The sequence below is a fragment of the Pseudomonas orientalis genome, assembly GCF_001439815.1.
Lineage (GTDB): Bacteria > Pseudomonadota > Gammaproteobacteria > Pseudomonadales > Pseudomonadaceae > Aquipseudomonas > Aquipseudomonas orientalis.
Genome location: NZ_JYLM01000011.1, coordinates 130257 through 143186 on the forward strand (window position 1 = coordinate 130257; position 12930 = coordinate 143186).

9 protein-coding genes are annotated in these 12930 nt (G+C 55.3%); 3 read left to right on the forward strand and 6 right to left on the reverse strand.

Annotation, left to right across the window (positions count from 1 at the left end; translation table 11 throughout):
* Window positions 1-55: 55 nt before the first annotated feature.
* Genes tssH through tssB form a run of 6 tightly spaced genes read right to left on the reverse strand, consistent with a single transcriptional unit; the run spans window position 56 to window position 8058 of the window.
* Window positions 56-2650: a type VI secretion system ATPase TssH gene (gene tssH / locus TU82_RS23300; protein WP_057725596.1), complete on the reverse strand. Its 2595-nt coding sequence runs from the start codon at window positions 2648-2650 to the stop codon at window positions 56-58.
* A complete protein-coding gene (gene tssG, locus TU82_RS23305) occupies window positions 2647-3717 on the reverse strand; it encodes a type VI secretion system baseplate subunit TssG (RefSeq protein ID WP_057725597.1) in 1071 nt (356 codons plus the stop codon). The genes tssH and tssG overlap by 4 nt, the downstream gene beginning before the upstream one ends.
* A complete protein-coding gene (gene tssF / locus TU82_RS23310) occupies window positions 3681-5513 on the reverse strand; it encodes a type VI secretion system baseplate subunit TssF (RefSeq protein WP_057725598.1) in 1833 nt (610 codons plus the stop codon). Before tssF ends, tssG begins: the two co-directional genes overlap by 37 nt.
* Window positions 5513-5995 carry a type VI secretion system baseplate subunit TssE gene (tssE, locus tag TU82_RS23315; RefSeq protein WP_057725599.1) on the reverse strand — a complete coding sequence of 161 codons (483 nt, stop codon included), beginning with the start codon at window positions 5993-5995 and terminating at the stop codon, window positions 5513-5515. Before tssE ends, tssF begins: the two co-directional genes overlap by 1 nt.
* A gap of 25 nt (window positions 5996-6020) precedes the next feature.
* Window positions 6021-7520 carry a type VI secretion system contractile sheath large subunit gene (tssC, locus tag TU82_RS23320; protein WP_057725600.1) on the reverse strand — a complete coding sequence of 500 codons (1500 nt, stop codon included), beginning with the start codon at window positions 7518-7520 and terminating at the stop codon, window positions 6021-6023.
* The gene (gene tssB / locus TU82_RS23325) at window positions 7510-8058 is read right to left on the reverse strand and encodes a type VI secretion system contractile sheath small subunit (protein ID WP_057725601.1); all 549 of its coding nucleotides are present in this window, start codon (window positions 8056-8058) and stop codon (window positions 7510-7512) included. The genes tssC and tssB overlap by 11 nt, the downstream gene beginning before the upstream one ends.
* Window positions 8059-8648: 590 nt before the next feature.
* Between tssB and TU82_RS28770 the strand changes: the two genes are divergently transcribed.
* The 3 genes from TU82_RS28770 (at window position 8649) to TU82_RS23340 (ending at window position 12910) form a co-directional block, all read left to right on the forward strand.
* Window positions 8649-9668 (forward strand): hypothetical protein, encoded by a 1020-nt coding sequence (locus tag TU82_RS28770; RefSeq protein ID WP_156421692.1) that lies wholly within the window; start codon window positions 8649-8651, stop codon window positions 9666-9668.
* A 782-nt stretch (window positions 9669-10450) separates the two neighbouring features.
* Entirely contained in the window at window positions 10451-12322 is a 1872-nt protein-coding gene (locus TU82_RS23335; protein WP_057725603.1) for a type VI secretion system Vgr family protein, read from the forward strand.
* Between the two features lie 9 nt (window positions 12323-12331).
* Window positions 12332-12910: a DcrB/PsbP domain-containing protein gene (locus TU82_RS23340; RefSeq protein WP_156421693.1), complete on the forward strand. Its 579-nt coding sequence runs from the start codon at window positions 12332-12334 to the stop codon at window positions 12908-12910.
* Window positions 12911-12930: the final 20 nt, after the last annotated feature.

Below are 12930 nucleotides of genomic sequence, written 5' to 3' on the forward strand. Positions count from 1 at the left end.
TTCCTCACAGTTTCCGTATTAAGGGCTGCAGCAGGAGCATCCTGCGCAGCCGTTGCTAACTAAGGCTAACCACACATTCGCCATGGGTATTAACGTCGATATCCGCACGCTGGATGGGCAACTGCCGAGCCATGCGCTCCAGCACACAACTAGCCAACTCCGGTATCAGGGTGCCGGTCAGAATGTTGTCGATATTGCGGGCACCGCTATCCACTTCAGTGCAGCGCGACGCCAACGTCTTCGGCACAATCTCGGCAATGTGCAAAGGCACCTGGTAATGACGCTCGAAGCGTTGACGGATACGTGCCAACTTAAGCTCGACGATGCGTTCAAGCACGGCGTCTTGCACCGGGTAAAACGGCACCACTTGCAGTCGTCCTAAAAAGGCGGGCTTAAAGGCGTCGTGCAACTCTGGCCGCAGATCGACGATAAGTCGCTCAGGACTGGGCAATACGGAGACGTCGTGGCAAGTACGCAGAATATGGTCGGTCCCCACGTTGGAGGTGAGCAGGATCAGCGTGTTGCGAAAATTGATGGAGCGCCCTTCGGCGTCGTCCAACACGCCCTTGTCGAACACCTGGAAAAACAGCTCCAGCACATCCGGATGGGCTTTCTCAACCTCGTCGAGCAACACCACGCTGAACGGTTTGCGCCGTACGGCTTCGGTCAGGACGCCCCCTTCGCCATAGCCCACATACCCCGGCGGCGAGCCTTTGAGCGTGGCAACGCTGTGGGCCTCCTGGTACTCGGACATGTTGATGGTGATCAGATTGCGTTCACCCCCATACAAAGTATCGGCCAGGGCCAACGCGGTTTCGGTCTTGCCTACCCCACTGGGGCCGAGCAGTAGAAAGACACCGATTGGTTTGTCAGGGTCCTCCATATGCGCCCGTGAAACCTTGATACGCTTGCTGATTGCTTCCAGCGCGTGGCCCTGCCCCAGCACCCGTTCGGCTAGCAGTTGGGGCAGCTGTTGAACCGTATCAATCTCATCGCGCAACATTGTGCCCAGTGGAATACCTGTCCAACCGGCAATTACTTCGCTGACGGCGGCGCCATCGACTTGGCCGTGGACCAACGGCTTCTCGCCCTGGACTTCAGCCAACTGTCCCTTCAGGCGTACCAAGGCATCAGTACTGCCGGGATCGGTCGCTTGGCGCAACTGCGCGCTCAGCACATTTACCTCATCAACCAGTACCCGTTCACGTTGCCACTGCTCGGACAACGTCTCAAAGCGTTGCTGTGTCAGCGTCATCGCTTGCGTCAATTCGTCGAGCCGGCGCTGATGCGCTGCCCCGGTGCGTGCCTCCTGCTCCAACAGCACACGCTCATGGGTCAATTGTTCAAGCTGCGAAACACAGTCTTCCAATGCCGCCGGTGGAGTGGATTGCGCCAGCGCTACGCGCGCGCAAGCGGTATCCAGCACGCTCACCGCCTTGTCTGGCAACTGTCGCCCACTGATGTAGCGGCTCGATAAGCGCACGGCCTGGATCAGCGCTTCATCCAGTACGGCGACACCATGATGCGTCTGCATTTTCTCCACGAGTCCGCGCAGCATGATCACCGCCTGCGCTTCATCAGGTTCTTCAACTTTGACGACCTGGAAGCGACGCGCCAACGCCGCATCCTTCTCAAAGTACTTCTTGTATTCGGCCCAGGTAGTGGCAGCGATCGTGCGCAACTCGCCACGCGCCAGGGCTGGCTTGAGCAGATTGGCGGCGTCATTCTGGCCAGCCTGGCCGCCAGAGCCGATCAAGGTATGGGCTTCATCGATAAACAGAATGATCGGATGCAGGCTGCGCTTGGTTTCGTCAATCACGGCCTTCAACCGTTGCTCAAACTCTCCTTTCACTCCGGCGCCCGCCTGCAACAGTCCTAAATCGAGGGTGTGGATGGCCACCTCACGCAACACAGTCGGTACTTCGCCCAGGGCGATGCGCAACGCCAGCCCTTCCACCACGGCGGTTTTACCCACCCCCGCTTCACCGGTCAGAATGGGGTTGTTCTGCCGCCGACGGGTCAGGATGTCGATCATCTGGCGCACTTCCTGATCGCGCCCCAACACCGGATCAATTCGGCCTTCCCGGGCACCCTGGGTCAGATTCACGGTGTACTGGTCCAAAGCGGGCGTTTTACCCGCTGCGGTCGCCATCGTAGAGCCTGATGGCTCAAGGGCAACAGCCTCCGCGGTGCTTGAGATCAGTTGCGCAAGACGATTACGCAAATCATCCGGATGAACCTTTTCCAACTCCGCTGCCGAAGCCAGCACCCAGCGTCGAAGTTCCTGATCATCAAGCAAGGCAAGTAGCAGGTGGCCGCTACGCACACGATCCTCGCCGTACTCAATGGAGGCCACTACCCACGCCCGTTCAATCCATCGTGCAATCTGCGGCGACAGCGCCGGCGTACGTGTGTTGCCGACCTTGAAGCCAGACAAGGCGGCGCGCAACTGAGCCTGCAAACGTTCTGTCACAACCTCATAATGGTGCAGGATAGGACGCACATCGCAATCATCGATGGCCAGCAGCTGCAGCAGCACATGCTCTACTTCCACGTCGTAGTGACGCTCGTTAAAGCACAACGCGGCGGCATCCTCAGTGGCACAGCGACTTAGGTCATTCAATTTGGCAAACAGGGTCTTCAGGTTCACAGCAGCGTGCCCTCATAAGGAATACGAAAAATCGCGCAACGGTCAGGAGTGGTTTCCCGTGCAGGACGTTTCAGCCAGCCCAGCCAGCCCAAGGCCAGCAGGCCACTTCGTCCCAGACGTGCCTGGGGTACCGCGTCGGCGCGTAACACGGGGGCGATTTCAATGTCCAGGAAGGCGCCGATGTAGAAGCGCGCCAGCTCCACTAACTTGCGATGGTCATCGGTACCGGGCTGAAACCGCTGGTACTCCTCCAGACTGAGCGGCCCCAACTCGATGCGAAGGCAGGACTGATAGTCCCAGACGCGATGGCCCATCACTGCGCCACGCCCCAGCACTGCGTTGCGACGTCCCAATTGGCTGCGTTGTGTGGTCGGCAATCGCAGCCAGCGCCCCACGAAGCTCTTCACGGCACAGGGCACGGCGAAATAGTAAGCAAGCAAGCATTCCAGGTTCTGGGGCGTGCGCCGCTGCTGGGCCAGCAGGCCGGAAAAGTAACTGAAGACATCCCGTGGCAAGGCCGTACCGTATTTTTCCGATGGGTCCCGCTGAACACGATCACCTACTCCCAACAACGTATGCAGATAGCGATCAAAGTCCGATCGCCCCTTGCGTTCGTACTCGATATGGAACTTGTACTTCTGCCAAGCCTGATAAAACAGCGCCGTCATGCGATGAGAAAACAGGTCCAGAAAGGCGTGCCCAGCGTCATCGCGGTTTTGCATGTGACGGGCCATCAACATTTCGGTATAGGGTCTGGGTAACACACCGCAAGGCCCCACCAGTCCCATGAACGTGACCTGCACCTCGGACAGCGGCAAGCCCGACAAAGAGGTGCGCTCAGGTCGCTCAAAGCGCAGATCACTGACATCGCTGGCGGGGAAGTTCAACGACAGCAGCGACCGAAACCGCAGTGGGTCATCATGGGGGCGTGCTTCAGGATCGGTACGTCCCGTCTTGCTGTAATGAAGTCGCAGCAAACGCACCAGTTGAAAGAACTCAAACCGGTACGGCTGTGACCGCGCCTGATCGATCAGACCAGGGCTTGAGCGCCGGTTCTTGGTGGCCATTGCACGATTCTCTTTTCTCGTTGACGAGACTGCAGGGTGAGTTGGGTAAAGCTGTTGAGCGAGCAATACAGCCCGAAGAAATGATCCAGCACCTGGCCGAACAGGAACACGCCACCGCCGATGTACTGGCTTTCATCCAGCTCCAAGGTCAGGCCCACGCCACGCACCACGCCAGGCCGCGGATGGCCAACCAACGCGACCGTCGGCTCACTGCGCAACGAAACAATGCCGTTGATCTGCTTTTGCAACGCCGAGGATTGCCGATAGTTGTAAAGGCTCAGCAGCTCCAGCAAAACGTCGCGTCCGCCGTGGGCCAATGACAGATGGTTGAGTGACAAATGCGACACCAAGCGCCACAGCAGTCCCTTGCCCTGTGGCAAGCGCACGGAGGGCGTGGGTTTACGCAGGCAGCGAATACGCTGCACCACCGAGTCGCGCTCAAGAAAGAAATCGCTCCCCGTGCCGCCATAGGGCAGCAAGGTTGGTAAGTCGCGATTACTGCACATCAACGTCAAGCTGAGAGTGTCGTCGGCGCTGTCAATCAACTCCAGCTCCCGATCCACCAAGCGAATCGACAGGTCAGTGCCGGTTTGTTGAGCGTGAGTTGCAGATCGACGCCGCGCGATCCAATAGCAACCGCCTTCGGTCAGCGAATCACGAGGCTCAAAAAACGGTCGGCACACCTCGATCTGCTGCTGCCGCCCGGCTTCCTTGACTCGCGCAACCCGCTCAATCGACACGACTTCGGCGTAGCGATGCTGGCGACCATCCGGAACCACCGGGTACTCGTGCTGAGTGTGAGTCAGCTTGATCGGCTCGGCCTGTTGGCGGAACAGATTGACCACCGGCGCACAGTTGAGCTTGAAATGAGCGGCATTGACGTTTTGTGCCAGCCTGGTCAGCCGCTCCGGCACATCGTATTCAGCGAAGTACAGGTTGACCTCCACCGCATGCACGGCCCTCCCTGCCAGCACACGCCCCAGCCCCTCAAGGTCAAAGAACATGAACTTGTCGGGAAAGGTGAAATACTCGTGCAGCAGCCGGTAGCCCAGGAAGGAACGTTCAGAATAGTCAATCAAGCCTTCCTCGGCGGCATACCCAACCGTCTTCACTGTACTCAGTGGCAGTGCAACCTCACGCCGCTGCCCTGCCTCGGTGAATACGAGCGTCAGCCGGGCCACGTTGTTGAACAACAGCTCATAGAGGTGAAGCGTCAGGGTGCTTTCACCATCAATAAAAAACCTCAGGGGTTGCAATGCGAGATCACCGAAACACGTATCCGTAGTGGTGCTCAGGCTGATACGCAGACGCGCCTGGTGCTCGGTCGTGCGACTGCTGAAAGCCGAACGCTCAAGCTCCAAAAATGTCGCGTCGGTTACCCTGACAGGCCAAATCGTTACGGGATAGCACGTGCGGAACAGGCACGAAATGCCATCAACTTCTTGAGATTTCAGCTCGCTATGGCGCTCAATGCAGTAGCCGTCAGTGACAGCACTGCTATCGCTGGCAGAGAACTCGACAATCGACAATGAGGGGGTCGGTCGCAGGTAGTGCGGGTACATCACCTCCAGGAAGGCCTCGACGATTTCCGGAAAATCGTCATCGAGCTTCTTGTGCACGCGCGCGGCAAGAAACGAAAACGCTTCAATCAGGCGCTCCGCATGCGGATCCTCGCATTGGTCGCCGTCCATCAACAACCGTGAGGCAATCTTCGGATACTGTCGCGCAAATTCCTGCCCGAGGGTACGCAGGTGCGACAGTTCCTTTTCGTAGTAAGGCAACAGATCGCTATGCATCAGTTCAAATTCTGCACGGTGTAAGCCTGAGTATTGACCTGCAACACGGCGTCAAAGGACACCTGGCGCGTGGTCTCGGGCAAACGCAGCAAAGCGTCTACACGAAAGGTCAGTTGGCGTTGTTGCGGCAATGAGTCCAGGAGCTGAACACGGACCTGACGAAAACGACGATCACCGCTCTCGATGGCCTGCTTGAGTTGCAGCCGAATCTGCGTGCGATCCTCCGGGTTGAGCAACCCTTTGCTGGTGAAGTCAGGCAAGCCGTACTCCAGCAACGAACCGCGCAGCTGAGGAAATGCATCCAGTGAATGTGGCTGCATGTTCTGCCGCGTGTTCACAAGAGTTTCCAGGTCGCGTACCAGGCTGGCGGTGTAATCTGCCAGCGAATAGAGCCGCTGTGTACGCCCCTCAACCGGCTGATGTGGAGCTTCGTCACTCAACCGATCAAACAAGGTCGGCAAGAATCTAGCAGGCGTATTCATGAGGCCATCCTGGCACGGGTGCAGATCAACTGCGGGTGGATTTCGGCAATTCGGCGACCAGACGCAATGACGCCGTCAGCTCATCCAGTTGGTAATGGGGGCGCAGGAAGCTCACCGACTTATAGACGCCGGGTTTACCCGGCACTTCAAACACCTCGACCCGGGCTTCGCGCAGCGGGTTCTTGGCTTTGGCTTCCTGGCTGGCGGTGTCATCCAGCAACACATAGTTGGAAAGCCAAGTGTTGAGGAACGACTCCACGTCTTGGCGAGAGGCAAAACTACCGACCTTGTCGCGCATGATTGCCTTCATGTAATGGGCGATCCGCGAGGTGGCGAAGATGTACTGCAATTGCGCCGAAAGCCTGGCGTTGGCGTTGGCGACATCGGTGTTGTACTGCTTCTGCTTTTGCATCGACTGTGTGGCGAAGAACGCTGCATGGTCGGTGTCTTTGCGGTGTACCAACGGCACGAATCCCAAATCCGACAGTTCTTTTTCACGGCGGTCGGTGATGGCGATTTCCGTTGGGCATTTGAGCGCCACCTCGCCGTCATCGGTCATGAAGGTGTGGCTGGGCAATCCTTCAACCAGGCCACCGCCTTCCACGCCACGAATGGCGACACACCAGCCATAACGCGAAAACGCCTGGGTAACCTGGGTCGTCAACGCATAGGCTGCGTTGACCCACAAGTATTTGCTGTGGTCACGACCGTCGACGTCTTCCTTGAAGAGGAACGACTCAACCGGCACGGTATCCGGCCCATAAGGCAAGCGTCCCAAGACGTGCGGGAGAACTAACGCGGTGTAACGTGAATCTTCACTGGCCCGGAAGGACTTCAGCTTGGTGTACTCGACCGTATCGAAGATCTTGGCCAGGTCCCGGGGGCCCGCCATTTCCGTAAACGAGTCCCAGCCGAACATTTCGGGAGAGGCTGCCGAGATGAACGGGGCATGCGCAGCGGCTGCCACATGCGATATCTCTTCCAGCAGATACATGTCCTCTGGACTACGGCTGAACTTGTAATCGCCCATCAACATGCCAAACGGAGCACCGCCAAAGGTCCCGTACTCTTCCTCGTACACCTTCTTGAACAAGGCACTCTGGTCAAACTCAGAGGCGGCCTTCAAGTCGCGCACCAGGTCCCGCTTCGAGGCATTGAGCAGCTTGATCTTCAGCGTGGTGCTGGTCTCGGTGTTGTCGACCAGGTATTTCAGCCCGCGCCAAGACGCCTCCAACTGCTGAAACTCATCGGCGTGCATGATCTCGTTGAGCTGCTCGGACAACAGCGCATCAATATCGGCGATGCGTGCATCAAGCACGGCCATCAAATCCTTGCTGGGTGTAACCGCACCCTCCAGCACCTGCCCGACCAATTCGCCAATGAGGTCACGGGTACGCGTGCGTTCGGTCTCGGAACGGGCCACACGGCTTTCGGAGATGATGCTGTCCAGCAAGGATGTCTGTGGCGCAGCTGTTTCCAACGGCTGCTGGGAGACCTGCGCATTGAGTGACGGATCAGCAGTCATGATCGGCTCCCTGTGCAGCGACGGAACTAGCCTGCCCCTGACGCCCAAACTCTTGACCCAACGCCTGGAGCTTTGCAGGGTCCTGAATAACCGCCTGCAACATCTCCTCCAGCTTGTCGTTACCCCCCATCTTGTTGCGCAAATCGGCCAGCTTGTTACGCAATTCCAGAAGCTTGCGCAACGGTTCGACTTGCTTGACGACATTCTGCGGTTCGAAGTCGTCCATCGCATTGAAGTTCAGCTCGACACCCAGCTGCGTACCGTTTTTGGCCAGGCTGTTGTCGACCCGATAGCTCAACCGAGGCTTGATGCCCTTGAGCACGCCGTTGAAATTATCGCGATCGATGAGTACAAACTTACGGTCCTTCAGACGCGGCAGCGGCTCCAACGGATGCCCTGAGAAGTCTCCCATCGCGCCCACCACAAACGGCAGCTCCTTTTGCTCGATGGCATCTCCGACTTCAACGTCATAGGTAATCTGCACACGCGGCGCACGGATGCGGTCAAGCTTGTGCTGGGTGCTTTCCATCTTTGCCATTTGGCGAACTCCTTAATCGTTTTTCATCCGTTCTAGTCCTACATCGCAGCGGAACTTGCTTCTGCGAAATTGCGACGTTGGCCAAGCTGACACAAGCGCAAACACACAACTTTTGCAAACTATTGGATGCTGAACTAACGCAACCGAAGCGACTCAAAGCGCCTCATCAAACGTCGCACACCGTAACTGGCGAAATCAGCATGCACAATCAGACCTGTTACTTTCTCAAGTAGCCTGTTTCCATTTGAATTGAAGGAATATTCCTACGATCGATAGTGTTTTAATTTTTATGGAAAGGTAACTTTCTGAAACAGTTCGATCGTCGCCATACTGTCCACGCGAGCCGCCTTACACACCAGCCGCTCTAGCTTGTGGGATTAGGCAGAAATCTCAAAAAAATATTCTTTCCCCAACATAAATTTTTCACAAAATGCAGTACAGATAGTTCGCCTCGTTACAATTTCCCAGCTTGACAAGCGTTTTTCAAGAAGGTCTCCTTTGCGACTTCAACTGCAAGTGAATCCCTGCACGAGCATCACTAATGCTCATGGCTAAAACATTCGCGCAAAGGCGTTTACAGGTACTTAAGGATGAGCAATAGACTGTATTCCTGCTCGGTGAATGACCCGCTGGGTGAGGGCACACATAGTGGGTTACTTGGGCATGGCACACTGCCTTGGCCGAGCTTAATCGCTGAGCGCCAGTTTCCTACAGACATATCTATTAGTGGCTTTTACGCGACTGACGAACTGAGCGCGGCACACTTCATGGTGGCAACGCTTAGCGATCCGGATAACGGACTGGACGCTCAGGAGCACGAGCAGATGGCGTTGCACCTGAGTTATCTACTTTCAAAAGTAAAAGCTGCTGGGTATGTCACGGCGCGTGAAGTTAAGGAGCTACATCAGAAGGTGCAGTCGATTCCGGTGATTGGACCGGCGCTCTTCTCTCTCTCCAGTTTACCTAGCACTACAGCTGCACTCGCAGGCCTTATACATGCGCCTTTCAAGGCTGGACGACTAGTAGACATGCTAGATCTGTCACCCGAGCTCAAACGGCAGTTGGTTAATTGGGCAAATACCCGTGGAAAACCAGGAAGCGTTTCAGCCAAACGAGCCTTTAAACAACGAATCAAGCTGGTGCGAATTCAAGGGCAACTGCATTTCGAGGTGCCAGCCAATGCACGTGCTCAGTTTTATACAATCGGTGGAAAAACTGCATCAAATGCTATCCGACTTCCAATTTATCAAGCTGCCGAAGCTCTACGCAGGAGGGTTCCAATCACTCCCAGTGCCTACAGCGCCCGGGGTATTGGCCGCATACTCACTGGTACTACTGCTGGAGCTCTCCTAACCGTTGGACCACAAGCCATTATAGATGGAACCTCATCAAACGGCTTTAATGACTTCCTGAATAAAAGTGCTTATAGCCAGTCCACTAATGTAGGAATTATAATTTTAAGTTCGGTTGTTGGGTTGGCGGGACTATCTGCGATGGCCACTATCGCTATCGTTATAGCCGGAGGCATCATCATTCACGCCCTCATGAATATGGGAGAGTATAGCGCTAACGAGCGAATAGGTGATGCATTAACAGGAACGACACGATGATCCGCACAGACAAGCAATATTTCCTACACAACCTCAATAGCGCCGTCTTCGCATACTGCGTACTCGGGACAATGCTTTTAATATTATCACCTTCAGAACTTCACCTCCTAGGTGTAGCGTTAATTGGACTACTATTAATCAAATACGTTCACTGCGCCTACATCACCGAAAGCTTCACCAGATGCATGTCGTTTATGCTGCACCTACTACTATTTTTTGTTTCCGCATTCTCATACGTCATCACATCCGCCCTCATCAACGAATATTTAATCACTTCTCTCACGACGTCTTTCGTGATTGGTTTTATTTCCCCCGCAGTGCACGCCATTCAGTACTTCCACGCTCGGTCTCGAAAGCATTTCAACTCTCCTTTTACAATCAGTGAATCGCGAGTCAAAACAACATACCCTAAGAATGTTTTATCTCCACGTAAGCATTTCGTGATTGTCGGAGCCTGCACAGGATTAATATCTATAATATTCCCGTACCTGGAGAAATTTGAGTTCACCCTCCTATTTTTCGGAGTGTCAACGCTCATTGGTTGCACGTACATTTTTTACTATATGCGCAATACTGTTTCCGGGCTAAAGCAGCTAAAGCAGCACCAAAAAAAAGCAAATATCATCTTAACCTTCTGCAATATCGAAGAAATTCGCGAATTGAGAAACGCCTCATGGATAGGTCGTAGTGTGCAATGGATTTTCAAGTAAAAAGCCATGGCCCCCTCGCCCACATTTGAAAGACCAACGTCACACAGCCCAAACCACCTAGGATTCGCACAAATGGATCTGGAATCAATATTTGCTCCTCAAAATCATCGTTTAATCAAACTGACAACACCGACTTTGGAGCTTCAAGAGTTACTGCTGGAGAACTTCAATGGCACTGAGGGTCTCTCACTGCTGTTTAACTTTACCCTATCAATGCTCTCCCAAGACCCAGCACTTGAACTCAAGACACTGATCGGCAAACCTGCCTGCTTAGAGATCGAACTTGCCGATGGCGGAGCCCGCCACGTGCATGGCTATATCACCCAGTTTGGCAATTCCGGCAGCCAGGGCAACCTGACCCATTATTCGGCAACACTGACCCCTTGGCTGTGGATGCTCGGCAAACGCTTTAACTCACGCATTTTCCAAAATCAGTCCATTGAGCAAGTCATCAGCTCGGTTTTTGCTGACTACACACCGCTTGCCCAATACGAGTTCCGCTTGCTGGGTGATCTGCCGTCACGGAGTTACATCACCCAGTACCGAGAGTCTGATTTGAATTTCGTGCTGCGCTTGCTTGAGAGTGAAGGCCTGTTCTTTTATTTTGAGCACAGTGCCGACCAGCACACCCTGATCATCACCGACGCTTCCAACCTGCTCAAGCCATTGTTGCAGCAGCCCACCATTCGTTATCACAGCACGTCAATCAACGAGACCGCTGACTCGATCTTCCGATGGGGCAGTCGTCGCCAACTGCAGTCTGGAAAGATTGCCGTACAGACATTCGACTACAAACAACCGGATCACCTTTTACCGGTAAACCTGCAAAGTCTTAATCAGCAGGGCGATGTCACCGCTTACGAGATCTATGACTTCCCAGGGCAATACACTCACGCAAGCAGCGCCGATGGTGAACGCCTTGTACGCCACCGCATCGAAGCCTTGGAAGTGCAGGGAAAAATATTTGGAGGTGCCAGCAACTGCCGGGCGATGTGCCCCGGCTTCACCTTTGAACTAACCCAGCACCACGAACATGACCGCGACACGATAGAAGACCGGCAGTTTCAGTTGCTCACCGTGAACCATCACGGCAGCAACAACTACCTGACCGGCAGCGAGGCCGGTTACGAGAATAACTTCACCTGCATCCGCAAGAAGATCCCTTTCCGTGCACAACCACTGACCCTTCGCCCCACCGTTCACGGCCCGCAAACGGCCATCGTGGTCGGCCCGCCCGGTGAGGAGATCTTCACGGACGATCTGGGCCGGGTGAAGGTCCATTTCCACTGGGACCGAGAGTCACGCGGCGCCAACAGCCAGCGCAAGAAAGAAGAGAGTTCCTGCTGGGTTCGGGTCTCGCAAACCTCTGCGAGCGGTGGCTTCGGCAGCATCCACATCCCCAGGGTTGGCGATGAAGTAGTGGTGTCGTTCCTGGACGGCCAGCCCGACCGCCCACTGATCACCGGCAGCGTTTACAACAGCAAGAACACACCGCCTTGGAGCTTGCCGGCCAACAAGACGCAGAGTGGTTTTCTTACCCGCTCGACCAAGGGTTCTGGGGCCAATGCCAACTCGCTGTTATTTGAAGATAAGCAGGGCAGTGAGCGCATTTCGGTGCACGCCGAGCGAAATATGGACACCGAAGTTGAACATGACGAAAGCCTTAGCATAGGCAACAACCGTGTCACAAACGTAGGCGGCAGCCACACCGAAACGGTTAGGAAAGATGCTGCGATTACAGTGTTGGAAGGTGACTTTACCCTTACCACAACCCAGCAAGGCATTCACCTGTATGCCAAGACAACGGTGATCTTGCAGGTGGGGAACAGCAGCATTGTCATGACCCCTGAAAGCATTGCACTCAAGGCAGATGCAATTCTCATTGAAGGTAGCCAAGGCACCACAGTGCAAGGCAAAACCGTTCACATCAATCAGGATTCCTAAGGCGCCATGATGAGACAACGCAACCTGTACGACCGGCTCAGCGAGAGGCGTTTGGCCGAACACAATGTTCCAACGGTTGAGGCAGATGAGCCTCCTGCGCCCGAGATCGCTGCATCAGCGCAAGACATAACAAGCGAGCTGCAGCCCGAGCACTGCTCCCTCATTCTAGCGGGCTTGCAACTGACGTTCCCGGAGAATCTCACCCCTACTCGCGCTGAAATCACACTGTACAAACAAGGTCATCCAGTCTCGATCAACCTGCAACGGCTCCCGGTCCCGGACAACCATACCCTGGAGCGCGCCATGGACACCGAATGTGCAGAGCTTCAACACCACTGCAAACAACTCCACATCTTGAGGCGCAGCGAACGCACGTTGGCAGGCGCCCGCGCCTTGGTGCTCGACTACCGCTTCACACGCGAAAACGAAGAAAAGCACGGTCGCAGTGTCGGTGCCTTGCTCCCCGTAAACGGGCACACCCACCGGCAATGGTTCTGTATCAGCTGCGTATTCGGATGCCGCCATGAGGCGCTGTCCGATTGGCTTCCCGAGTTCGATGCCTTACTCGACACCTTGACCAGTGCTTAACCCCTCCCCATCTTGATTTG

Coding starts and splice junctions, on each gene's coding strand:
- tssG (WP_057725597.1), bottom strand. CDS start 3,717: ATGGCCACCAAGAACCGGCGCTCAAGCCCTGGTCTGATCGATCAGGCG.
- tssF (WP_057725598.1), bottom strand. CDS start 5,513: ATGCATAGCGATCTGTTGCCTTACTACGAAAAGGAACTGTCGCACCTG.
- tssE (WP_057725599.1), bottom strand. CDS start 5,995: ATGAATACGCCTGCTAGATTCTTGCCGACCTTGTTTGATCGGTTGAGT.
- tssC (WP_057725600.1), bottom strand. CDS start 7,520: ATGACTGCTGATCCGTCACTCAATGCGCAGGTCTCCCAGCAGCCGTTG.
- tssB (WP_057725601.1), bottom strand. CDS start 8,058: ATGGCAAAGATGGAAAGCACCCAGCACAAGCTTGACCGCATCCGTGCG.
- TU82_RS28770 (WP_156421692.1), top strand. CDS start 8,649: ATGAGCAATAGACTGTATTCCTGCTCGGTGAATGACCCGCTGGGTGAG.
- TU82_RS23335 (WP_057725603.1), top strand. CDS start 10,451: ATGGATCTGGAATCAATATTTGCTCCTCAAAATCATCGTTTAATCAAA.
- TU82_RS23340 (WP_156421693.1), top strand. CDS start 12,332: ATGAGACAACGCAACCTGTACGACCGGCTCAGCGAGAGGCGTTTGGCC.